The sequence below is a fragment of the Pseudomonas sp. AAC genome (genome assembly GCF_000725445.1).
In the GTDB taxonomy this organism is placed as follows: domain Bacteria; phylum Pseudomonadota; class Gammaproteobacteria; order Pseudomonadales; family Pseudomonadaceae; genus Pseudomonas; species Pseudomonas citronellolis.
Genome location: NZ_KL647095.1, coordinates 385,768 through 409,559 on the forward strand (window position 1 = coordinate 385,768; position 23,792 = coordinate 409,559).

General features: G+C 68.0%; 12 protein-coding genes. 2 read left to right on the top strand and 10 right to left on the bottom strand.

Annotation, left to right across the window (positions count from 1 at the left end; genetic code table 11):
* Positions 1-82: 82 nt before the first annotated feature.
* From trxC to FG99_RS07355, 6 genes are all read right to left on the bottom strand, one after another.
* Positions 83-517 carry a thioredoxin TrxC gene (gene trxC / locus FG99_RS07330; RefSeq protein ID WP_043268484.1) on the bottom strand — a complete coding sequence of 145 codons (435 nt, stop codon included), beginning with the start codon at positions 515-517 and terminating at the stop codon, positions 83-85.
* 52 nt (positions 518-569) lie between these two features.
* Positions 570-1,847, bottom strand: a complete 1,278-nt coding sequence (locus tag FG99_RS07335; protein WP_009613618.1) for a bifunctional O-acetylhomoserine aminocarboxypropyltransferase/cysteine synthase — start codon at positions 1,845-1,847, stop codon at positions 570-572.
* Between the two features lie 321 nt (positions 1,848-2,168).
* Positions 2,169-3,629 (bottom strand): protein adenylyltransferase SelO, encoded by a 1,461-nt coding sequence (gene selO / locus FG99_RS07340; RefSeq protein WP_043269114.1) that lies wholly within the window; start codon positions 3,627-3,629, stop codon positions 2,169-2,171.
* A 63-nt stretch (positions 3,630-3,692) separates the two neighbouring features.
* Complete coding sequence (mscK, locus tag FG99_RS07345) at positions 3,693-7,061, bottom strand: mechanosensitive channel MscK (RefSeq protein WP_043268486.1); 3,369 nt, start codon at positions 7,059-7,061, stop codon at positions 3,693-3,695.
* A 132-nt stretch (positions 7,062-7,193) separates the two neighbouring features.
* Complete coding sequence (locus FG99_RS07350) at positions 7,194-8,936, bottom strand: potassium/proton antiporter (protein ID WP_009613606.1); 1,743 nt, start codon at positions 8,934-8,936, stop codon at positions 7,194-7,196.
* A 581-nt stretch (positions 8,937-9,517) separates the two neighbouring features.
* Complete coding sequence (locus FG99_RS07355; RefSeq protein WP_043268488.1) at positions 9,518-11,335, bottom strand: acyl-CoA dehydrogenase; 1,818 nt, start codon at positions 11,333-11,335, stop codon at positions 9,518-9,520.
* Positions 11,336-11,468: 133 nt separating this feature from the next.
* On the opposite strand from FG99_RS07355, the gene FG99_RS07360 reads away from it, so the two are divergent.
* Positions 11,469-12,317 (top strand): 23S rRNA (adenine(2030)-N(6))-methyltransferase RlmJ, encoded by an 849-nt coding sequence (locus FG99_RS07360; RefSeq protein ID WP_043268490.1) that lies wholly within the window; start codon positions 11,469-11,471, stop codon positions 12,315-12,317.
* Positions 12,318-12,520: 203 nt separating this feature from the next.
* On the opposite strand, the gene msrA is transcribed toward FG99_RS07360, so the two are convergent.
* The 4 genes from msrA to aceE all read right to left on the bottom strand — a co-directional run bounded on the left by msrA (position 12,521) and on the right by aceE (position 20,535).
* Complete coding sequence (gene msrA / locus FG99_RS07365) at positions 12,521-13,168, bottom strand: peptide-methionine (S)-S-oxide reductase MsrA (protein WP_043268492.1); 648 nt, start codon at positions 13,166-13,168, stop codon at positions 12,521-12,523.
* An 82-nt stretch (positions 13,169-13,250) separates the two neighbouring features.
* Positions 13,251-15,938, bottom strand: coding sequence for a putative bifunctional diguanylate cyclase/phosphodiesterase (locus FG99_RS07370; protein WP_043268493.1), 2,688 nt, complete (start codon positions 15,936-15,938; stop codon positions 13,251-13,253).
* 299 nt (positions 15,939-16,237) lie between these two features.
* The gene (gene aceF / locus FG99_RS07375; RefSeq protein ID WP_043268495.1) at positions 16,238-17,875 is read right to left on the bottom strand and encodes a dihydrolipoyllysine-residue acetyltransferase; all 1,638 of its coding nucleotides are present in this window, start codon (positions 17,873-17,875) and stop codon (positions 16,238-16,240) included.
* Positions 17,876-17,886: 11 nt separating this feature from the next.
* Positions 17,887-20,535 carry a pyruvate dehydrogenase (acetyl-transferring), homodimeric type gene (gene aceE / locus FG99_RS07380; protein ID WP_009613590.1) on the bottom strand — a complete coding sequence of 883 codons (2,649 nt, stop codon included), beginning with the start codon at positions 20,533-20,535 and terminating at the stop codon, positions 17,887-17,889.
* Between the two features lie 243 nt (positions 20,536-20,778).
* On the opposite strand from aceE, the gene glnE reads away from it, so the two are divergent.
* The gene (glnE, locus tag FG99_RS07385; protein WP_043268500.1) at positions 20,779-23,727 is read left to right on the top strand and encodes a bifunctional [glutamate--ammonia ligase]-adenylyl-L-tyrosine phosphorylase/[glutamate--ammonia-ligase] adenylyltransferase; all 2,949 of its coding nucleotides are present in this window, start codon (positions 20,779-20,781) and stop codon (positions 23,725-23,727) included.
* Positions 23,728-23,792: the final 65 nt, after the last annotated feature.

Consider the following 23,792-nt stretch of genomic DNA (forward strand, 5'->3'; position numbering starts at 1 on the left):
TGTCCAGGCAAGCCTAGCCGCCCTGCCGCGGCGGGCAATGACCGCTTCGCTCAGGCGCGCTGACCGAAGCGGTCGCGGCGCCTCACAGGCCCTGGCGGGCCAGCCAGTCGAGCAGCTGCGGCAGCGGCAGGGCGCCGCTCTGGCGCGCCACTTCGCGGCCGTCCTTGAAGAGGATCAGGCTGGGGATGGAGCGGATGCCCAGTTGCCCGGCCAGGCGCTGGTTGGCTTCGCTGTCCAGCTTGGCCAGGCGGCAGCGCCCGGAAAGCCGCGCGGCGGCCTGCTCGAAGGTCGGCGCGAAGGCCTTGCACGGGCCACACCAGTCGGCCCAGACGTCCAGCAGCAGCGGCAGGTCGCCCTTGAGCTGGGCGGCGAAGCCGGCTTCGTCGACGGCGAAGGGCTTGCCCGGCAGCACCTCGTGCTTGCAGCGCCCGCAGCGCGGATGGTCGTCCAGGCGCGCTGCCGGCAGGCGGTTCAGGCCGCCGCAGTGGGGGCAGGGAGTCAGCAGGGGGTCGGTCATGGCGCGGCTCCGGAAGGGGATCTCCCCAATCTGGAGCCGCGTCCGGCGGATATCAAGCCGCGGCGGCGGCCAGGGCCTGTTCGAGGTCGGCGATGATGTCGTCGCTGTGCTCGATGCCGATGGACAGCCGCACCATGTCCTGGCTCACCCCGGCGCGGGCCAGTTCCTCGGCGTTGAGCTGGCGATGGGTGGTGCTGGCCGGGTGGCAGGCCAGCGACTTGGCGTCGCCGATGTTGACCAGGCGCACCACCAGCTTCAGCGCGTCGATGAAGCGCGCGCCGGCCTCGGCGCCGCCCTGGATGCCGAAGGACAGGATCGAGGCCGGCTTGCCGTCCATGTAGCGCTTGGCCAGGGCGTGCTCGGGGTGCTCCGGCAGGCCGGCGTATTTCACCCAGGCCACCTGCGGGTGCTGCTCCAGGTAGTGGGCGACCTTGAGCGCGTTGTCGCAGTGGCGCTCCATGCGCAAGGCCAGGGTTTCCAGGCCCTGGAGGATGAGGAAGGCATTGAACGGCGATAGCGCCGCGCCGGTGTTGCGCAGCGGCACCACGCGGCAGCGGCCGATGAACGCGGCCGGGCCGAAGGCTTCGGTGTAGGTCACGCCGTGGTAGGACGGGTCCGGGGTGTTGAGCAGCGGGAAGCGTTCCTTGTGCTGCGCCCAGGGGAACTTGCCGGAGTCGACCACGATGCCGCCGATGCTGGTGCCGTGGCCGCCGATGTACTTGGTCAGCGAATGCACGACTATGTCCGCGCCGTGCTCGAAGGGCCGGCAGAGGATGGGCGTGGCCACGGTGTTGTCGACGATCAGCGGCACGCCGTGGCGGTGCGCGGCGTCGGCCAGGGCCTGGAGGTCGACGATGTTGCCTGCCGGGTTGCCAATGGACTCGCAGAACACCGCCTTGGTGCGCTCGTCGATCAGCGCTTCCAGCGCGGCCACGTCATCGTGGGGCGCGAAGCGCGTCTGGATGCCGAAGCGCGGCAGGGTGTGGGCCAGCAGGTTGTAGGTGCCGCCGTAGAGCTTGGCCACCGAGACGATGTTGTCGCCGGCCTCGGCCACGGTCTGGATGGCGTAGGTGATGGCGGCCATGCCCGAGGCCACGGCCAGCGCGCCCACGCCGCCTTCCAGGGCGGCGACGCGCTGCTCCAGCACGTCGTTGGTGGGGTTCATGATCCGCGTGTAGATGTTGCCGGCCACCTTCAGGTCGAACAGGTCGGCGCCGTGCTGGGTGTCGTCGAAGGCGTAGGAGGTGGTCTGGTAGATCGGCACGGCCACCGCCTTGGTGGTCGGGTCGGGGCTGTAGCCGGCGTGGATCGCCAGGGTTTCCAGTTTCATTGTTCGAGCATCCTTGGTGGGCAGAAAGCCCTGAGGATGCGAGCGGCGCCCCGACCGGTCAATGACCGGGAGCAATGCCCGCGGGGCGGCGCCAGAACGATTTCGCCTGAGCTTATAACCGCCTCAGAACCTGTTTACGATCTCGCGAGCTAGAGCAGAACAAGGCGCAACGACCAACGGGAGTAACAGCCGAAGGCTGGCCCGAAGGGCGAGCGCAGCGAGTCAAACAGGCGAGAGAGCGCAGTTTAGTTCGCTAAATGAGCATCGCTCGCCTGTTTTTAACGCAGTTATGCCGACGCGCAGCAGATCGTAAACAGGTTCTCAGGAGGAGCAACTGATCTCCAGGTGACGTCCCCAGTCCGGCGGGCGGCGGGTGAAGGCCTCGCGTCCGGGCTGTTCCTCGAAGGGCTTGCTGAGCGTCTCGTGCAGCTCGCGCACCACCGAGTAGTCGCCCTGTTCGGCGGCGGCGATGGCTTCCTGGGCCAGGTAGTTGCGCAGCACGTACAGCGGGTTTACCGCGTGCATGCGGGCGCGGCGGTCGTCCTGGCTGCCGCCCTCGCGTTCGGCGCGGGCGCGGTAGTCGGCGGCCCAGGCGTCGAAGCCGGCGAGGTCGACGAAGTCTTCGCGGACCTGCGCCAGCGCCTGTTCCGGCGCCTGCTCGCCGAGGCGGCGGAAGAATAGGCTGTAGTCCACCGCGCCGCTCTGCATGGCCTGCAGCAGGCGCTGCACCAGGTCCAGGTCGCCGTCCTCCGCGGTGGTGAAGCCCAGGCGGCGGCGCATCAGGTCCAGGTAGTGGGCCTGGTACAGCGGCAGGAACAGGCCGAGGGCCTCGCGCAGTTCGTCCACCTCGACGAAGGGCGTCAGCGCCTGGGCCAGGGCCGCCAGGTTCCAGTGGGCGATGGGCACCTGGTTGTTGAAGCTGTAGCGCCCGGCGTCGTCGGAATGGTTGCAGATGTGCTTGGCGTCGAAGTCGTCGAGGAAGGCGTAGGGGCCGTAGTCGAAGGTGATGCCGAGGATCGACATGTTGTCGGTGTTCATCACCCCGTGGCAGAAGCCGTAGGCCTGCCAGTGGGCGATGAGTTCGGCGTTGCTTTCCACCACGGCGCGGAAGAACGCGGCGTAGGGTTGCGGCTGCTCCAGGCACTCGGGGAAGTGGTTGGCCAGGACGAAGTCGCCCAGTTCCTTCAGCTTGTCGTGCTGCTGGGTGTAGTAGAAGTACTCGAAGTGGCCGAAGCGCACGTGGCTGGGCGCCAGGCGCAGCAGCATGGCGGCGCTTTCCCTGGTCTCGCGCCACACCGGGGTGTCCGAGCCGGTGACGCAGAGCGCGCGGCTGCTGGGGATGCCCAGGGCGTGCAGGTATTCGCTGGCGAGGAATTCGCGGATCGAGCTGCGCAGCACCGCGCGGCCGTCGCCCATGCGCGAGTAGGGCGTCTGCCCGGCGCCTTTGAGGTGCAGGTCCCAGTGCTGGCCGGCGTCGTTGACCACCTCGCCCAGCAGCAGGCCGCGGCCGTCGCCCAGGCGCGGATTGTAGGCGCCGAACTGGTGGCCGGAGTAGACCATCGCCCGCGGCTCGGCCTCGGACCAGAGCTTGTGCCCGGAGAAGATTTCGGCGAACACCGGTTCCCCGGCCACCGCCGGGTCGAGGTCGAGCAGCGCCATCGCGGCGGGGCTGGCCACCACCAGGCGCGGCTCGGCGATGGGGTCGGGCAGGACTTCGGTGGAGAAGGCGTCGCCCAGGCGGGCGAAGCGGTTGTCGAAGGTCAGTTCGTCGAGCTGTTTCACGGTCACGGGCGGGCTCCGGTAAGTCCGAGCATTGTGCTCGGACTTGTCCGGAGCCGTCCAGACTCAGGGCTTGCTGCCGGGCGGCAGCGGCGGGTCCTGGTCCTTCAGCGGCGCGCCGGGCAGCGCCAGGGGCAACTGGGTGACGTTCTGCGCCAGGTGGATTTCCTTGCCCTCGCCGTTCTTGACGAACACGTCCAGCTGGTTGAAGGCCATGTCCACGCCGTGCTCGCGGAAGCTCAGGGCGATGGCGGTGAGCAGTTCGTCCACCGCCGGGTTGCGGTCGCCCAGCTCGCGCACGTGGAAGCGCAGCTCGTAGTCGAAGGTGCTGGCGCTGATGGCCAGGAAGTACAGCGACGGCTCGGGGTCGCGCAGCACCCGCGGGTTGCCGCGGGCGGCTTCGAGCATGAGCTTGCGCGCCAGGGCCAGGTCGCTTTCGTAGGCCAGGCCGATCTTGATGGTCACGCGGGTCACGGTGTCGCTCAGCGACCAGTTGATCAACTGCCCGGTGATGAAGGTTTGGTTGGGGACGATGATTTCCTTGCGGTCGAAGTCGGTGATGGTGGTGGCGCGAATGCGGATGCGGCTGACGGTGCCGGACAGGTTGCCGATGGTCACGGTGTCGCCGATGCGCACCGGGCGCTCGAAGAGGATGATCAGGCCGGAGACGAAGTTGGAGAAGATCGCCTGCAGGCCGAAGCCCAGGCCCACCGAGAGCGCCGCCACCAGCCACTGCAGCTTGTCCCAGCTGACGCCCAGGGTGGACAGCGCGCTGACGATGCCGACGCCACTGATGGCGTAGGACAGCAGGGTGGTGATGGCGTAGGCGCTGCCCTGGGCCAGGGTCAGGCGCTGCAGCACCAGCACTTCCAGCAGGCCCGGCAGGTTGCGCGCCAGGGCCACGGTCACCGCGGCGATGACCAGCGCCATGAGCACGTCGCCGAGGCTGATCGGCAGGCTGGTGGCGCTGTCGCCGCTGCCGCCGGTGTACTGGTAGAGGGTGACGTTGTCCAGGTAGGCGGCGACGCTGATCAGGTCGGCCCAGACCCAGTACAGCGCCACCACGAAGCCGATCAGCAGGCCCAGGCGGATCAGGCGCAGGGACTGCTCGTTGATCTGCTCGATGCCCAGGGTCGGCTCCTCCGCGGTCTCGTTGCCGTCGACGCCTTCCTTCGGCGGGTTCTGCCGCTTGGCCTGGGCGCGCTGGTAGGCCAGGCGTCGCGCCGCCACGCTGAGGCCGCGGACGAAGGTGGCCTCGATCACCACCCAGACCATGAGCAGGAACAGGGTGTCGATCAGCCGGTCGCTCAGGCGCAGGGCGGTGTAGTAGTAGCCGAAGCACACGGCGACGAAGAGCAGCACCGGCAGCGCGGTGAAGAGCACGCCGACCACCATCTTCACCGCCGACGGCCGGCTGGTGCTGGGGCTGGCGAAGAGCATGCGCGCCATCAGCCAGGTCATCACCGCGAAGCCGCTGAGCACCACGGCGATGCCGATGACGTCGTCGGCCAGGCTGCCGGGCTGGCGCTCGGCCACCGTGACCACCGCGGCCAGGGCCATGACCACCACGCCGAGGCGGCGGATCAGCTTGCTGCTGAAGCGCACCTGGGCCTGGCTCCAGTGGAAGTGCCGCTCGGCGATGCCGCCGGGGCTGAGGATGCGGTGCGCGGCGTAGAACACCAGCCAGACCTCGGCCATCTGCAGCAGCGCGGCGCCCAGGGTGGCGTTCTGCCCGCGGGCGTCGAGCATCAGGGCCAGGCCGGCGATGGCCAGGGTCAGGGTGCCGGGCAGCGCCAGCAGCAGCGCCAGCAGCAGGGCCAGCGGCGTGTGCGCCTGGCTGTCGCGCTTGAAGTGGCCGATGTCGTCGTTGATCGAGGCGAGCTTGTCGTAGAGGTAGCGGCGTTTCCACAGCAGCCCGGCGATCAGCAGCAACAGCGGCAGGAACAGCAGCGGGCGGTCGATCAGGCCCTCGCCCAGCTCGACCACCGCCGAGCCCCAGGGCACCTCGGAGAGCTGGTGCTGCAGCAGCGTCGGGGTCATCTTGAACCAGGACAGGTCCAGCGGGCGGTTGCTGGGAATCCAGAACATCTGCTCGTCGAGGGTGGCGCGCAGGTTGTCGCTGGTGTCCTTGAGCTGCTTCTGGTTCAGCTGCAGGGTGATGGCCTCGTTGAGCACGGCGTTGAGCTCGTGGTTGAGGCGCTCCATCAGCTCGCTGCGGGTGTCCACCAGGGTGGACAGGTCCTTGCGCAGCTGCGGGGTCACGGCTTCCTGGGGCTGCTGGGCGAGCAGGTCGTCGATGTACTGCTGCGGGTTGGCCAGTTCGTCGCGCTTCTGGTTCAGCTCGAACTGGTACAGGCGCAGGTCGGCGATCTCGTCGGCCAGTTCCTGGTCGGTCTTGATCTTCGGCAGCGACTGCTTCTGCTGGTAGAGCACCTTGGACAGCAGCAGGCTGCCGCGCAGCACGTTGATCTGCTGGTCGAGGGTCTGGTCGAGCTGGGTCAGGCTGTCCAGGTGCTGCTTGGCCTCGAGGTTGCGCCGCGTCAGCACGTTGAGGCGGTCGGTGGTGCGCAGCAGGTAGTCGGACAGGCGCAGGTTCTCGGCGTTCTCCTGGCTCAGCAGGCTGTCGCTGCCGGCGCCCTGGCTGCCGTCGCGGGCCAGCTCGGCGACGGTCTTCTCCGACTGCTCGCGGCGCATGCCGCTGATCATGGCCTGCAGTTCGAGGGTCTCGCGCTCGGCGCGGGTGACCTGCTCGCCCAGCAGGTCCTGCTGGCTGCTGGCCAGGTCCTGCAGCAGATTGTTGCCGGCCAGTTGCTGGCGCAGCAGCTGGATCTGCGCGTTGAGCGCGGCCTGTTCGGCGAGCAGTTCGTTGCGCCGCTCGGGGGCCAGCGTCTTGCCGGTCTCCTTGCCGGCCTTGAGGATGTTGCCGATCTCCAGCAGGCGCGCCTGGGCGTTGCTGATGTCGGACTGGGCGCGTTCCGGGCGGGTCTGCGCGGTGATGTACTGGCTCTTCGCCTCGGTCAGCTGCTTCTGCCAGTCGGCCAGTTGGGTGGAGCGGTCGTTGAGCAGCATTTCCAGGCGGCTGACGTTCTCCCCGGCGTAGCGCTGGGCCGCCGGCTTCTCGCCGCTGCCCTTCAGGCGCGCCAGGGCGCGCTGGTTCTCCAGTATCTGCCGGGGGGCGTCGCTCAGGCTGGCCTTCAGCTCGGCCAACTGCTTCTCGCTGTCGTCGCGGGCGCCGAGCAGCTTCAGGGTGCGCTCGAGGCTGGCCTTGGTGGCCTTGGCATCGGCGTCGGCGAGCTTGCGCTCGGCCAGGCCGTCGAGGCTTTGCTGGACGGTTTCGGCGGACGGTGGCTGGTTGCTGTCCTCGGCGTGCGCGGGCAGGACGGCGAGGCAGCCGCCGAGCAGGGCGGCGGCGAGCAGGGTGCGCAGGGATTGCATGGTCGCGGTCAGCGGCTCTCGGTAGGTTGCAGTGAGGGTAGTGCGCCCGGTGCGGCGCCGGCAAGGCACGGCCGACGCGCCGCCGCGGAGGGGGCGTGGGCTGGCTTGGCTAGCGTCCGTGGAGGTGGTCTGTCAGAGGAACAACCCGGGGCCCGGGCGACCTTCGGGGAATTTGACCCCCACCTTGCGGATCTTGTTCCCGTCCAGGGCGGCCACGGTCCAGGTCAGGCCGTTCCACTCCACCTGGTCGCCGATGATCGCCTGGCCGCCGATCTGCTGGGCGATGAAGCGGCCGAGGTTCTGCTCGCCGTCGACGCCGTCGAGCTTGAGGCCGTAGAGCGAGGCCACCGCCGAGAGCTGGGCGTCGCCCTCCAGCACGAAGTCGCCGAAGAAGCGCGCGCCCAGGCCGCGGTCCGGGGCCTGGCTGAACAGCTTGCCGAGGGCCGACAGGTCGTGCTCGTGGCCGATCACGCAGAGGATGTCGTCGGCCTCCAGGATGGTGCTGCCGGAGGGGTGCAGCAGCTGGGTGCCGCGGAACAGCGCGGCGATGCGGGTGCCCTCGGGCATCTTCAGCTCGCGCAGGGCCGCGCCTATGCACCACTTTTCCTTGCTCAGGTGGTAGACGAACAGCTCCCACTCGCTGGTCGGGTGCACTTCCAGGCCGGCGCGGGAGATCGGCGCCGGGTCCGGCGGCACCACCACGCGCAATAGCTTGGCGGCCCAGGGCAGGCTGGTGCCCTGCACCAGCAGCGAGATCAGCACGATGAAGAAGGCCACGTTGAAGAACAGCTGGGCGTTGGGCAGCCCGGCCATCAGCGGGAACACCGCGAGGATGATCGGCACCGCGCCGCGCAGGCCGACCCAGGCGATGAACACCTTCTCGCGGCCATGGAAGGCGCGGAACGGCGCCAGGCCCACCAGCACCGACAGCGGCCGGGCGAAGAGGATCATCCACAGCGCCAGGCCCAGGGCCGGCAGGGCGATGGGCCAGAGGTCGTGGGGCGTGACCAGCAGGCCGAGGACCAGGAACATGCCGATCTGCGCCAGCCAGGCCATGCCGTCGAGCATGTGCAGGATGCCGTGGCGCGAGCGGATCGGCTGGTTGCCCAGCACCAGGCCGCACAGGTAGATGGCCAGGATGCCACTGCCGTGCACGGCGTTGGACAGGGCGAAGATCAGCAGGCCGCCGCTGATCGCCAGCAGCGGGTAGAGGCCGCTGGCCAGCTGCATGCGGTTGATCATCTGCAGCAGCAGCCAGCCGCCGCCCAGGCCGAGCACGGCGCCGATGCCGAACTCGCGCAGGAAGTGGGCCAGGAAGCTCCAGCTCATCTCGCTCTGGCCGTGGGCGAGCATGTCGATCAGGGTGACGGTGAGGAACACCGCCATGGGGTCGTTGCTGCCCGACTCGATTTCCAGGCTGGCGGTGACCCGCTCGTTCAGGCCCTTGCCGCCGAGCAGGGAGAACACCGCCGCGGCGTCGGTGGAGCCGACGATGGCGCCGATCAGCAGGCCTTCCATCCAGCTCAGCTTGAACAGCCAGGCGGCGGCCAGGCCGGTGAGCCCGGCGGTGATCAGCACGCCCACCGTGGCCAGCGACAGCGCCGGCCAGAGCGCCACGCGGAAGCTCGCCACGCGGGTGCGCAGGCCGCCGTCGAGGAGGATCACCGCCAGCGCCAGGTTGCCCACCAGGTAGGCCATGGGGTAGTTGGAGAAGCCGATGCCGCCGGGGCCGTCGGTGCCGGCGACCATGCCCACGGCGAGGAAGATGACCAGGATCGGGATGCCCAGGCGCGAGGACAGCGAGCTGACCAGGATGCTCATGCCCACCAGCACCGCGCCCACCAGGAAATAGGTGTTGATCGAGACGGCATCCAAGGCGGCGGATCTCCTGGCGGGGCGAGGGGGGAAGCGGCGGCGTTGACGGGAAGGATGCAGGCCGCATGCCAAGGGATTCTAACCTGCGGATTTGCAAGGCTGTCAAAGGCTAATTGCAGTGCCTTTCAGCGAGCTTTCAGAGGGCTTTTCCCCGATGCCGGATCCCCCTGTAGGAGCGAGCTTGCTCGCGAACCGCCGAAGGCTCCAGGATGACACCTGGCTTCCCACGCATGCCGAACGGCCCCCTCTCCCTTCAGGGAGAGGGTTGGGGAGAGGGGCGGAGCCCAACCCGGCACACCGTTGCAACCGGGATACTCCGTTCGCGAGCAAGCTCGCTCCTACGAAAGGCAGCCTGTCCAGGCTGTGTGAAAACCCGAGCGGCTCTTCGAAGAGTGCGTTCCTACGTGAAATCTGAAAAGGCTTGGCTATTCAGCCAACCCAGAATCCGCGTAGAAACGCGAAATCCAGGTTGTTTTTTAACCAGCTGGACCGATCCGGAGGTTTTCACACAGCCTGTGTCGCCAGGGTTTGGCCCATAAAAAAGCCCCGGACGTGACCGGGGCTGGAAGGGGCAGGCGGGACTAGAACCAGGCGTCCCGCATGCTGGAACAGGTGTCGTCGCGGGCTTCGAGCAGGGCCAGCTCGTGGTGGCAGGACGGCACTTCCCAGGTCAGGAAGTAGCGCGCCGCCTGCAGCTTGCCTCGGTAGAAGTCCTCGTCGGCGGGGTTGCCCCCGCCGTTGTGGAGCAGGGCCAGGCCTTCCTCGGCGCGGATCGCCTGTTCCAGCCAGCGCCAGCCGATGACGGTGTGGCCGAACGCCTTCAGGTACAGCGCCGAGTTGGCCAGGCCCTGGGCCACCTTGCCCTGCATCAGGTCGCCAAGCAGCGCCAGGGTCACTTCCGACAGGCGCGCCAGCAGTTGCTCCAGCGGCTGGCGCAGGGCGTCCAGCGACGGGTACGTCCGGGCGCGTTCGCAGGCCTGGTGGATCAGGCGCGTCAGTTGCTTGAGGCCGGCGCCGCCGTTCTGGCTGAGCTTGCGGCCCAGCAGGTCCAGCGACTGGATGCCGTGGGTGCCTTCGTGGATGGGGTTCAGGCGGTTGTCGCGGTAGTACTGCTCCACCGGGTATTCGCGGGTGTAGCCGTGGCCGCCGAGAATCTGGATGGCCAGCTCGTTGGCCTTCAGGCAGAACTCCGAGGGCCAGGACTTGACGATCGGGGTGAGCAGGTCGAGTAGCTCGTGGGCCTGCTTGCGCGCCTCCTCGGTGGGCAGCGTCTCGCAGTCGTCCACCAGGCGCGCGGCGTACAGGCCGAGGTCGAAGGCGCCCTCGACGTAGGCCTTCTGCGTCAGCAGCATGCGCTTGACGTCGGCGTGCTCGATGATCGACACCTGCGCCGAGGTCGGGTCCTTGGCGTCCACCGGGCGGCCCTGGGGGCGCTCGCGGGCGTATTCCAGGGAGTACAGGTAGCCGGCGTAGCCGAGCATGATGGCGCCCATGCCGACGCCGATGCGCGCCTCGTTCATCATCTGGAACATGTAGGCCAGGCCGTGGTGCGGCTTGCCCACCAGGTAGCCGACGCAGTCGCCGTTGTCGCCGAAGTTCAGCGCGGTGGAGGTGGTACCGCGCCAGCCCATCTTGTGGAACAGCCCGGCCAGGGCCACGTCGTTGCGCTTGCCGAGGCTGCCGTCCGGGTTCACCAGGAACTTGGGCACGATGAACAGCGAGATGCCCTTCACCCCGGGCGGCGCATCCGGCAGCTTGGCCAGCACCATGTGGACTATGTTTTCCGAAAGGGGATGGTCGCCGCCGGAGATGAAGATCTTGTTGCCGCGGATGCGGTAGCTGCCGTCGGCGTGGGGTTCGGCGCGGGTGCGGATGTCGGCCAGGGACGAGCCGGCGTGGGGCTCGGTCAGGGCCATGGTGCCGAAGAAGCGGCCTTCGATCATCGGCTGCAGGAACAGGCGCTTCTGCTCCTCGTCGCCGAAGGACTCGATCAGGTGGCTGGAGCCCATGCTCAGCATCGGGTATGACGAGGTGGCGATGTTGGCCGACTGGAAGTGCGCGAAGCAGGCGCGCGACAGCAGGTGCGGCAACTGCATGCCACCCTGTTCGAAGCTGCGCGAGGCATTCTGGAAGCCGGCTTCGTTGAAGGCGTCCACCGCCGGCTTGACCTCGGGGATCAGCACCGCGGCGCCGTCCACGTACTGCGGCTCGTGCTCGTCGTTCTTGCGGTTGTGCGGGGCGAACAGCTCCTCGGCGATGCCGCGGGCAGTGGCCAGGGCGGCGTCGAAGGTCTCGCGGTTGTGGTCGGCGAAACGTTCGCGCTGGGTCAGGGCCTCGGCGTCGAGCACTTCGTAGAGCTCGAAGGCGAGGTTGCGGGAGCTGAGCAGGGTCTCGGACATGGTCGGCCTCCAGGGGAATGGCCGCAGTCTAGTCTGGTGAATGAAGCAGGCACAGCAACATCCATGAGCGTGATAAAGGCCTAAAACAATGCCGGTGCAGCTAAACTGCACGCCTTCAAGGAGTCTGCCGTTCATGAACTACCGTCACGCCTACCACGCCGGCAACCACGCCGACGTTCTCAAGCACCTGGTGCTGTCGCGGATCTTCGCCCTGATGGTGCGCAAGGACACGCCCTTCGCCTTCCTCGACAGCCATTCGGGCATCGGCCTGTACGACCTGCAGGGCGACGAGGCCAGCCGCACCGGCGAGTGGGTAGCGGGCATCGGCCGCCTGTGGCAGCTCGACGAGGTGCCGGAGCTGGCGGCGGACTATATGGAAGTGGTGCGCGCGCTGAACCCCGACGGCGAGCTGCAGTACTACCCCGGCTCGCCCGAGCTGGCGCGGCGCCTGACGCGCTCCCAGGACCGCGTGCACCTGAACGAGCTGCACCCGGAGGACGGCCGCCTGCTCAAGGCCAACATGGGCGGCGAGCGGCGCATCGCCGTGCACCAGAACGACGGCTGGCTGCTGCCGCGGGCGCTGCTGCCGGTGCAGGAAAAACGCGGGGTGCTGCTGATCGACCCGCCCTTCGAGGAGGCCGACGAACTGGAACGCTGCGTCATCGCCCTGGAAGAGGCCATCGGGCGCATGCGCCAGACGGTGGTGGCGATCTGGTACCCGATCAAGGACGAGCGCCAGCTCAGGCGCTTCTACCAGGGCCTGGAACGCAGCAAGGCGCCCAAGCTGCTGCGCGTCGAACTGCTGGTGCACCCGGCGGACAGCGCCGACCGCCTCAACGGCTCCGGCCTGGCCATCGCCAACCCGCCGTGGCCGCTGGAGGAAGAACTGCGCGAGCTGCTGCCCTGGCTGGCCGAGGTGCTGGCGCAGAGCGAAGGTGGCTGGCGGCTGGATTGGCTGGTGGAAGAAGGGCGCTCTTCGTAGGCGCAACGATCTTGTTCGCTGCGCCGGGGTGCTTTTCGTAGGATGGGTTGAGCCTTGGCGAAACCCATGCGGTGGCGGCGATGGGTATCGCTTCGCTCAACGCCATCCTACGACGGATCGCGAACAGGGGCCGTTCGTGCCACCGGGGCGCCCGGCGTGGCCGGGGATCCAATCGCGGACAGAGTCCGCTCCTACGGGTCGCGTTATGCCGGCAGGCACACGCCGGTGCCGCGCAGGCCGCAGTAGCCGTTGGGGTTCTTCGCCAGGTACTGCTGGTGGTAGGCCTCGGCGTAGTAGAACGGCGGCACTTCGCGGATTTCGGTGGTGATCTCGCCGTAGCCGCCGGCGCTGAGCTCCTTCTGGTAGGCGGCGCGGCTGGCCTCTACGGCGGCTTTCTGCGCCTGGTCGTACCAGTAGATGGCCGAGCGGTACTGGGTGCCGGTGTCGTTGCCCTGGCGCATGCCCTGGGTCGGATCGTGGGACTCCCAGAACACCTTGAGCAGCTGTTCCAGGCTGGTTTGCTGCGGATCGAACACCACCAGCACCACCTCGCTGTGCCCGGTCAGGCCGGAGCAGACTTCGTCGTAGGTGGGGTTGGGCGTCAGGCCGCCGGCGTAGCCCACGGCGGTGACCCACACCCCCGGCTGCTGCCAGAAGCGCCGCTCGGCGCCCCAGAAGCAGCCCAGGCCGAGGACGATCTGCTGCAGGCCGCCGGGGAACGGCGGGCACAGCGGATGGCCGTTGACGTAGTGGGTTTCCGGCACCGGCATCGGTGCCTCACGGCCGGGCAGGGCCTGGGCCTGGGTGGGCAGTTCCTGCTTGTTGACGAGTATCTGCGAGCGAAGGGTCATGGCCTGGGTCTCCTTTGTCCGGGTGGCGATAGACGCGCGAAGACCCTGGAGATTACAGCCTTTGTGCGGGCTGTGGAGCTTTTCACTCGCCGCGGCAGGGATAGCGCTGCAGGCTGCTGGCGAGCTGGGCGCCGGGGATCGGCTTGTCGAACAGGTAGCCCTGGCCGATGTCGCAGCGGTTGCGCCGCAGGAAGGCCAGCTGGGCGGCGGTCTCGACGCCTTCGGCGACCACCTGCAGCTTGAGGTTGTGGGCCATGGCGATCACCGCCGAGGTGATTTCCATGTCGTCCTGGTTGTCGGGAATGTCCTTGATGAAGCTGCGGTCGATCTTGATGACGTCGATGGGGAATTTCTTCAGGTAGCTCAGCGACGAGTAGCCGGTGCCGAAGTCGTCCATGGCCAGGGTCAGGCCCAGCTGCTTGAGGCGTTCCAGTTGCTGCTTGGTGTCGGCGGTGGCGTCCAGCAGCAGGCTTTCGGTCAGTTCCAGTTCGAGGCGCCCGGCCGGCACCTGTTCCTCGTGGAGGATGGCGGCGATGGAGCCGACCAGGTCGGGGTCGCTGAACTGCTTGGGCGACAGGTTGATGGCGATGTTCAGGTCGCCCAGGCCGTTTTCCGCCAGCTCGCGGCCCATGCGGCAGGCCTCGCGGATCACCCACTTGCCGATGGGGATGATCAGCCCGGTTTCCTCGGCCACGCTGATGAACTGGTCCGGGCGGATCATGCCCTTCTCCGGGTGCTGCCAGCGCAGCAGCGCCTCCAGGCCCAGCAACTGGCCGCTGCGCAGGCACAGCTTGGGCTGGTAGTGCACCGCCAGTTCGTTCTGCACCAGGGCGCGGCGCAGGTTGTTCTCGACGAACAGCTTGTGGCTGGCCTCGGCGGTCATTTCCTCGGTGAAGGTCTGCAACTGGTGCTTGCCGTTGGCCTTGGCCTTGTGCAGCGCGAGGCCGGCGTTCTTCATCAGCGTCTGCGGGTCATGGCCGTGCTGCGGCGCGTAGGCCAGGCCGATGGAGCCGGTGATGTTGATCAACTGGTTGTCGACGAACAGCGGCTTGTCGAGCACGTCGAGAATCTGCGCCGCCACCCGCTCGCCGCGGCCGGGGCTGGATTCCTCCAGCAGCACGGCGAATTCGTTGCTGGCAAAGCGCGCCAGGGTGGTGCCGTCCACCAGGCTGCTGCGCAGGCGCCGGGCCAGGCTGGCCAGGAGCTTGTCGCCGGTCTGGTGGCCGAGGCTGTCGTTGATCCGCTTGAAGTTGTCGATGTCCACCAGCAGCAGGCCCAGGGGCGGGCCGGAGCCGGCGCGTAGGCGCTCTTCCAGCACGTTGATGAAGTAGTGCCGGTTGGCCAGGCCCGTGAGGTTGTCGCGGTAGGCGAGCTTCTCGATGTGCTGCTGGGCCAGCTTGCTCTGGGTGATGTCTTCGTAGATGCCGATGTAGTGGGTCAGCTCGCCGTCGTCGGCGTAGACCTTGGACAGCGACAACTGCCCCCAGTAGGGCTCGAGGTTCTTGCGTCGGCTGCGGAACTCGCCCTGCCAGCTGTTCTGGTTGACCAGGGTGGAGCGCGCGTCGAACAGCAGCTCGCTGAGGTTGGCCAGGGCCGGCACCTCGGCCAGGCGGCGGCCGCGCACTTCGTCGGCGCCGTACTGGGTGATGGCGGTGAAGCTGGGGTTGACGTATTCGATGACGCCGTCGCGGTCGATCAGCAGGAAGGCGCTGGCGCTCTGCTCGACGGCGCGCTGGAACAGGTGCAGGGCGCTGGAGGCGCTGCGCCGTTCGTGGTTCATCAGCACCTGGGCGTACTGGTCGGCCAGCTCGCCGGCGAAGGCGATCTCGTCGCTCTGCCACAGGCGCACTTCGCCGATGTGCTCCAGGCAGAGCACGCCGACCACCTCGCCGCCGACGCGGATGGTGGCGTCGAGCATGGCGCTGATGCCTTGCGGGCGCAGGTAGGCCTCGGCCAGCTCGCGGGTGCGCGGGTCCTGCAGGACGTTGTGGGCGTCGATGGCGCGGCCGCTGTTGATGGCCTCCAGGTAGTTGGGGTAGCGGCTGGCGTCGAAGCCGCGCGGCAGTTCGAACTGGTCGATGTCGCGGCGGTAGACGGCGATCGGCTCCATGTGGTCGTCGACGGTCAGACGCCAGATGCCGGCGCGGGCCACGTCGTAGGCCTCGCTGGCGGCCTGGGCGATCAGCTGCGCGGCTTCCAGCAGCGGGTCGCTGGACTGGTAGCGGTGCCGCGCCAGGCGCACGATCAGGTTCTGCTGGGCGCGCGAGCGCACCAGGTGCTGCAGGTGCTCGTCCTGGGAGCGCTGGTACATCTCCAGGGACATCTGCAGGCGCAGGTTCTGTTCCGCCAGCTCACCCTGGGTTTCCTGGCGGGCGCCTTCTTCGTCCTGCAGCAGGTAGCCGTGGAGCAGCTGGCGGCCGCGCTGCTGGAAGGCCTCGCCGACTTCCAGCAGGTTCAGCACGCCGCGGGGCGTGTGCAGGGCGTAGCGCACCTGGTAATGGGCATGTTCCACCAGTTGCTGCTGGATCTGTTCGTGCAGGCGGTGCCGCGCCTCGGGTTCCATCAGGCTGGCGTAGGGGGCATCGAGCAGGCCGCAGAGCTCGGCGGCGGGCACGCCGAAGGCGCGCTCGCAGGCCGGGTCGAGGAACAGCAGGGTCCAGCTCGGTTCATTCAACCGCTCGAAGCGCAGCAGCCCCAGCCGCGACGGGACGGGGAGCTGGGTGACAGCCTCGACCGCCGGGCGATTGGCGGTATCGGGATGACTCTTCATGCTCGGCGGTTTTCCACTACTGGGCGAGGTACTTTGCCTCGGCCGACTTCTGTTGGGCGAAGGCAAGGGTGCATGATGCGGTTTTGTCTGACAAGCAATGCCTGTATCGGCGGGACCGGGAGGATTTTGAGCGGCATGCGGGGTGCCGTTGATCGGAGAATGCCATGGGTAATGGCTGTTTGCCATTATCGCGGCCGGCGCGAATAAAAAAAGCCCCGTCATCCGACAGGGCTGGAGAGAACGAGCGTGGCGTGCTCGTTGGTAGAAAGCGATCGGCCCCCGAATGGGGGCCGATGCGGTTACAGCAGCAGGGTGCGGATATCGCCGAGCAGCTCGCCCAGGCGCTTGGTGAAGCGCGCGGCGGCGGCGCCGTTGATCACCCGGTGATCGTAGGACAGCGACAGCGGCAGCATCAGGCGCGGCTGGAAGGCCTTGCCGTCCCACACCGGCTGCAGGGTCGCCTTGCTCACGCCCAGGATCGCCACTTCCGGCGCGTTGACGATCGGCGTGAAGCCGGTGCCGCCGATGTGGCCGAGGCTGGAGATGGTGAAGCAGGCGCCCTGCATGGCGTCGGCCGAGAGTTTCTTGGTGCGCGCCTTTTCCGCCAGTTCGGCGGCTTCGGCGGCCAGCTGCAGCAGGCTCTTGCGGTCGACGTCGCGGATCACTGGCACCAGCAGGCCGTCCGGGGTGTCCACGGCGAAGCCGATGTGCACGTACTTCTTGCGGATCAGCGCCTTGCCGCTGGGGGCCAGGGAGCTGTTGAAGTCCGGCAGTTCCTTGAGCAGGTGGGCGCAGGCCTTGAGCAGGATCGGCAGCACGGTCAGCTTGACGCCGGCCTTCTCGGCGGCGGCCTTCTGCGCGACGCGGAAGGCTTCCATGTCGGTGATGTCCGACTGGTCGAACTGGGTCACGTGGGGCACGTTCAGCCAGCTGCGGTGCAGGTTGGCGGCGCCGACCTGCATCAGGCGGGTCATGGCCACTTCTTCCACTTCGCCGAACTTGCTGAAGTCGACTTCCGGGATCGGCGGGATGCCCGCGCCGCCAGTGGCGCCGGCCGGGGCCGACTTGGCGCGCTGCAGCTGTTCCTTGACGAACAGTTGCACGTCTTCCTTGAGGATGCGGCCTTTCGGACCGGTGGCCTTCACCTCGGCCAGCTCGACGCCGAACTCCCGGGCCAGCATGCGCACGGCCGGGCCGGCATGGACCTTGGCGCCGTCGCGGCTGGGCGCGCCGACCGGGGCCGGGGTTTCGGCCTTGGCGGCCGGAGCCGGGGCAGCGGCAGCCGGAGTGGCCGGAGCAGCAGCCGGAGCCGGCGCGGCGGCCGGTTGTTCGGCGGCCGCCGGGGCAGCGGCGCCCGCGACCTTGAGCTTAAGGATCAGGTCGCCGGTGCCGACTTCGTCACCGACCTTGATCGACACGCTTTCCACCACGCCGGCAGCCGGCGAGGGGATTTCCATGCTGGCCTTGTCCGATTCCAGGGTGATCAGCGACTGGTCGGCCTCGACCGTGTCGCCGGCTTGCACCATGACCTCGATGACGTTGGCCTTGCCCGCCGAGCCGATGTCCGGGACGGCGATGTCCTGGACGCTGGCCGCTGCCGCCGGGGCGGCGGCAGGGGCGGGTGCGGCGGCCGGGGCCGGAGCCTCGGCCTTGGGCGCTTCGGCGGCCGGGGCGGGCGCCGCGGCCGGGGCCTCGGCTGCGCCACCCTCGACTTCCAGCTCGAGAATCTCGTCGCCTTCCTTCAGGGTGTCGCCCACCTTGACCTTCAGGCTCTTCACCACGCCAGCCTTGGGCGAGGGGATTTCCATGCTGGCCTTGTCGGATTCCAGGGTCAGCAGGCTCTGGTCGGCCTCGACCTTGTCGCCGACCTTGACCAGCAGTTCGATGACTTCACCCTGACCGTTGCCGATGTCGGGTACGCGGATCAGCTCGCTCACAATGCGTCTCCTCAGCAGTCCAGCGGGTTGCGTTTTTCCGGGTCGATACCGAGCTTGGCGATGGCCTCGGCCACCACCTTGGCGTCGATGTCGCCACGGTCGGCCAGGGCTTCCAGCGCGGCCAGGACGACCCAGCGGCGGTCCACCTCGAAGAAGTCGCGCAGCTTGCGGCGGCTGTCGCTGCGGCCGAAACCGTCGGTGCCCAGGACCTTGTACTCCTTGCTCGGGACCCACTGGCGGATCTGCTCGGCGTACAGCTTCATGTAGTCGGTGGAGGCGATGACCGGGCCCTTGCGGCCGCCCAGGCATTCCTCGACGTAGCTCAGCTTGGGCTTCTGGCCCGGGTGCAGGCGGTTCCAGCGCTCCACGGCCAGGCCGTCGCGGCGCAGTTCGTTGAAGCTGGGGACCGACCAGACGTCGGCGCCGATGCCGAAGTCCTCGCGGAGGATCTTCGCCGCGGCTTCCACTTCGCGCAGGATGGTGCCCGAGCCCAGCAGCTGCACGTGGTGAGCGGCGTCCTTCTTGTCCTCGTCGAGCAGGTACATGCCCTTGATGATGCCTTCCTCCACGCCCTTGGGCATGGCCGGCTGGACGTAGTTCTCGTTCATCACGGTGATGTAGTAGAAGATGTCCTGCTGCTCTTCGATCATCTGCCGCGCGCCTTCGCGGATGATCACCGCCAGCTCGTAGGCATAGGTCGGATCGTAGGTGCGGCAGTTGGGGATGGTCGAGGCCAGGATGTGGCTGTGGCCGTCCTCGTGCTGCAGGCCTTCGCCGTTCAGGGTGGTGCGCCCGGCGGTGCCGCCGACCAGGAAGCCGTGGGCGCGGCTGTCGCCTGCGGCCCAGGCCAGGTCGCCGATGCGCTGGAAGCCGAACATCGAGTAGAAGATGTAGAACGGCAGCATCGGCTGGTTGTGGGTGGAGTACGAGGTGCCGGCGGCGATCCAGCTGGACATGGCGCCGGCCTCGTTGATGCCTTCCTCGAGGATCTGGCCCTTCTTGTCCTCGCGGTAGAACATCACCTGGTCCTTGTCCACCGGCTCGTACAGCTGGCCGACGGAGGAGTAGATGCCGAGCTGACGGAACATGCCTTCCATGCCGAAGGTACGGGCTTCGTCGGGCACGATCGGCACGATGCGCGGGCCGAGCTCCTTGTCCTTGACCAGTTGCGAGATGATCCGCACGAAGGCCATGGTGGTGGAGATTTCGCGGTCGCCCGAGCCGTCGAGGATGGCCTTGAGGGTGTCCAGCGGGGGAACCGGGACCTGGAAGCTCTTCTGCCGGCGCACCGGCATGTAGCCACCCAGGGCGGCGCGGCGCTCGGCCAGGTACTTGGCCTCGGCGCTGCCTTCTTCGGGGCGGTAGAACGGCAGGTTTTCCAGGTCGGCATCCTTGATCGGGATGTCGAACTTGTCGCGGAACGACTTCAGGCTCTCGACGTCGACCTTCTTGACGTTGTGCGCGATGTTCTTCGCTTCGCCCGAACCTGTGCCATAGCCCTTGATGGTCTTGGCCAGGATGACGGTCGGCTGGCCCTTGTGGTTGACCGCCTGGTGGTAGGCCGCATAGACCTTGTAGGGGTCGTGGCCGCCACGGTTGAGCTTCCAGATTTCCTCGTCGGAGAGGTCCTTGACCATCTCCAGCAGTTCCGGACGCGCACCGAAGAAGTGCTCGCGCACGTAGGCGCCGTCTTTCGCCTTGTAGTTCTGGTATTCGCCGTCGATGACTTCATCCATGCGCGCCTGCAGCAGGCCGGCGGTGTCCTTGGCGAACAGCGGGTCCCAGAAGCGGCCCCAGATGACCTTGTTGACGTTCCACTCGGCGCCGCGGAACACGCCTTCGAGTTCCTGGATGATCTTGCCGTTGCCGCGCACCGGGCCGTCGAGGCGCTGCAGGTTGCAGTTGATGACGAAGATCAGGTTGTCCAGCTTCTCGCGGCCGGCCAGGGAGATGGCGCCCAGGGATTCGGGCTCGTCGCACTCGCCGTCGCCCATGAAGCACCAGACCTTCTGCTTGCCGGCGGGGATGAAGCCGCGGCTCTCCAGGTACTTCATGAAGCGCGCCTGGTAGATCGCCTGGATCGGGCCCAGGCCCATGGACACCGTGGGGAACTGCCAGAAGTCCGGCATCAGCCAGGGGTGCGGGTAGGAGGACAGGCCGTGGCCGTCCACTTCCTGGCGGAAGTTGTTCAACTGGTCTTCGCTGATGCGCCCTTCGAGGAAGGCGCGGGCGTACACGCCGGGGGAGGCGTGGCCCTGGAAGAACACCAGGTCGCCGCCGTGTTCTTCGGTCGGGGCCTGGAAGAAGTAGTTGAAGCCGATGTCGTAGAGCGTCGCCGAGGAAGCGAAGGAGGAGATGTGGCCGCCCAGATCCGGGTCGTGCTTGTTCGCCTTCATCACCATGGCCAGCGCGTTCCAGCGCACCAGCGAGCGAATGCGGCGTTCCATGAACAGGTCGCCGGGCATGCGTGCTTCGTGGGTCACCGGGATGGTGTTGCGGTAGGGCGTGGTGATGGCGTAGGGCAGTTGGGTGCCGGACCGGCTGGCCAGCTCGCCCATGCGGGTCATCAGGTAGTGGGCGCGGTCTTCACCTTCACGGTCCAGGACCGATTCCAGGGCGTCCAGCCATTCCTGGGTTTCGACGGGATCGAGGTCTTGCATGGCTTGCTCCAGGGCGGAAAGGCTTCCAGAATCGAAAGCCAGTAGATCGTTGCCGATAGCAGCGCCGGCCTCGTGGGCGACGCCGCGAATTCTTGGAAGTGCACCGGGGGTGGTTCCGGCGGGTTGTAGTTTTACTACAAAACGCGACTGGATACAGCCCTTGGGCGAAAAAAGTTAGTAGTAAAACTACAGGCGCCCGAATGGCGGGGCTTCCGCGGGGTTGCCGTTCATCAGGATCGATGCATGACTCTGCCGTCCCGGGCCGCCTTGCCGGCCACCCTGAAGCCCCTCGCCGAGCGCGCGGGGCAGACCTTCAGTACCGCCGTAGCCGATCTTCCCGCCGAAAACGCCGCCCTTTATGAGCAGTGGTCCGCCGAGCGCCACGCCGACTTCGCCCAGGTCTGCGCCGCCAGCGACTTCGTCGCCGAGCAGGCGGCGCGCGATGCCGCGGGCTTTCTCGAGCTGGTGGCCAGCGGCCAGCTGGACCGGCCGCTGGAGCGCGGCGAGATGCGCGCGCAACTGGAGGCGCTGCTGGCCGACTGCGCCGACGAGGACGAACTGGGCCGCCGCCTGCGCCGCTTCCGCCGGCGCCAGCAGATACGCATCGTCTGGCGCGACCTGACCCGCGGCAGCGACCTGGCCGGCACCTGCCGCGACCTGTCGGACCTCGCCGACAACGGCATCGACCTGGCCTACCGCTGGCTCTACGAAAGGCACTGCCAGCAGTTCGGCACCCCCATCGGCCACCGCTCCGGCCTGCCGCAGCAACTGGTGGTGCTGGGCATGGGCAAGCTGGGCGCCGGCGAGCTGAACCTGTCCTCGGACATCGACCTGATCTTCGGCTACCCCGAGGGCGGCGAGACCCAGGGCGCCCGCCGCGCCCTGGACAACCAGGAGTTCTTCACCCGCCTGGGGCAGAAGCTGATCAAGGCGCTGGACGCCATCACCGTCGAAGGTTTCGTCTTCCGCGTCGACATGCGCCTGCGCCCCTACGGCTCCAGCGGCCCGCTGGTGCACAGCTTCGCCGCGCTGGAGCAGTACTACCAGGACCAGGGCCGCGACTGGGAGCGCTACGCCATGATCAAGGCGCGGGTGGTCGGCGGCGACCAGGACGCCGGCCAGCGCCTGCTGGAGCTGCTGCGGCCGTTCGTCTACCGGCGCTACCTGGACTTCTCGGCCATCGAGGCGCTGCGCAGCATGAAGCAGCTGATCCAGCAGGAAGTGCGGCGCAAGGGCATGAGCGAGAACATCAAGCTCGGCGCCGGCGGCATCCGCGAGGTGGAGTTCATCGCCCAGGCCTTCCAGCTGATCCACGGCGGCCGTGACCTGAGCCTGCAGCAGCGGCCGCTGCTGCGGGTGCTGGCGACCCTCGAAGGGCAGGGCTACCTGCCGCCGCAGGTGATCGCCGAGCTGCGCGAGGGCTACCAGTTCCTGCGCTACGCCGAGCACGCCCTGCAGGCCATCGACGACCGGCAGACGCAGATGCTGCCGGAGGACGAGCTGTCGCGCATCCGCGTCGCCTTCATCATGGGCTTCGCCAACTGGTCGGCGTTCCACGAGGCGATCAACCACTGGCGCGAGCGCGTCGACTGGCATTTCCGCCAGGTGATCGCCGACCCCGACGAGGACGAGCGCGGCGAGAACGAGGGCGCCACCCCTGGCGCCGAGTGGCTGCCGCTATGGGAAGAGCAGATGGACGAGGAGTCCGCCTGCCGGCAACTGGCCGAGGCCGGGTTCGCCGAGCCGGCGGCGGCCTTCAAGCGGCTCATCGACCTGCGCCACGGCAACCAGGTGCGCGCCATGCAGCGCCTGGGCCGCGAGCGCCTGGACGCCTTCGTCCCGCGGCTGCTGAACATGCTCGCCGAGCACGAGAAACCGGACCTGACCCTGGAGCGCGTGCTGCCCCTGGTGGAGGCGGTGGCGCGGCGCTCGGCCTACCTGGTGCTGCTCACCGAGAACCCCGGCGCCCTGGAGCGCCTGCTGACGCTGTGCGCGGCCAGCCCGATGGTGGCCGAGCAGATCGCCAAGTTCCCCATTCTGCTGGACGAGCTGCTTAATGAAGGGCGCCTGCTCAGCCCGCCGCAGGCGCCGGAGCTGATCGCCGAGCTGCGCGAGCGGCTGATGCGCATCCCCGAGGACGACCTCGAACAGCAGATGGAGACCCTCCGTCACTTCAAGCTGGCCCACGGCCTGCGCGTGGTGGCCTCGGAGATCGCCGGCACCCTGCCGCTGATGAAGGTCAGCGACTACCTGACCTGGCTCGCCGAGGCCATCCTCGAACAGGTCCTGGCCCTGGCCTGGCACCAGCTGGTGCAGCGCCACGGCCGGCCGCTGCGCGCCGACGGCACGCCTTGCGACACCGACTTCATCATCGTCGGCTACGGCAAGGTCGGCGGCCTGGAGCTGGGCCACGGCTCGGACCTGGACCTGGTGTTCATCCACGACGGCGACCCGCAGCGCGAGACCGACGGCGCCAAGCCCATCGACGGTTCGCAGTTCTTCACCCGCCTGGGGCAGAAGATCATCCACTTCCTGACTACCCAGACCACTTCCGGCGCGCTCTACGAGGTGGACATGCGCCTGCGCCCCAGCGGCGCCGCCGGCCTGCTGGTGAGTTCGCTGGCGGCTTTCCAGGCCTACCAGCAGAACGAGGCCTGGACCTGGGAACACCAGGCCCTGGTGCGCGCCCGCGTGTTGGCCGGCAGTGCGCGGGTGGCCGAGGCCTTCGAGGGCATCCGCGCCGCGGTGGTGGGGCGCCATCGCGACCTGGCCGAGCTGCGCCGGGAAGTCAGCGAGATGCGCGCGAAGATGCGCGACAACCTGGGCACCCCCGCGACCGCCGCCGGCACCGCGCCGAATGCCTTCGAAGCCGCGGCGCCCTTCGATCTCAAGCAGGATGCCGGTGGTATCGTCGATATCGAATTTATGGTGCAATATGCGGCCCTTGCCTGGTCGTGGCAGCACCCTGGGTTGCTGCAGTTCACCGACAACATCCGCATCCTGGAAGGGTTGGAGCGGGCTGGCCTGATCGCCAGCGAGGACGTCCGTTTCCTGCAGGAGGCCTACAAGGCCTATCGCGCAGCCGCGCACCGTCTGGCGCTGCAGAAACAGCCAGGGGTAGTGGGCGGCGACCGTTTCCATGAAGAACGCCGCGGAGTGATGCGGATCTGGCGCGAGCTCGAGCTCGCCTGATCCCGGGCAGTACGCACAGGTCGCCGGCGGGGCTGGGTTCCGCGGCGACCGGACGACGAATTTCT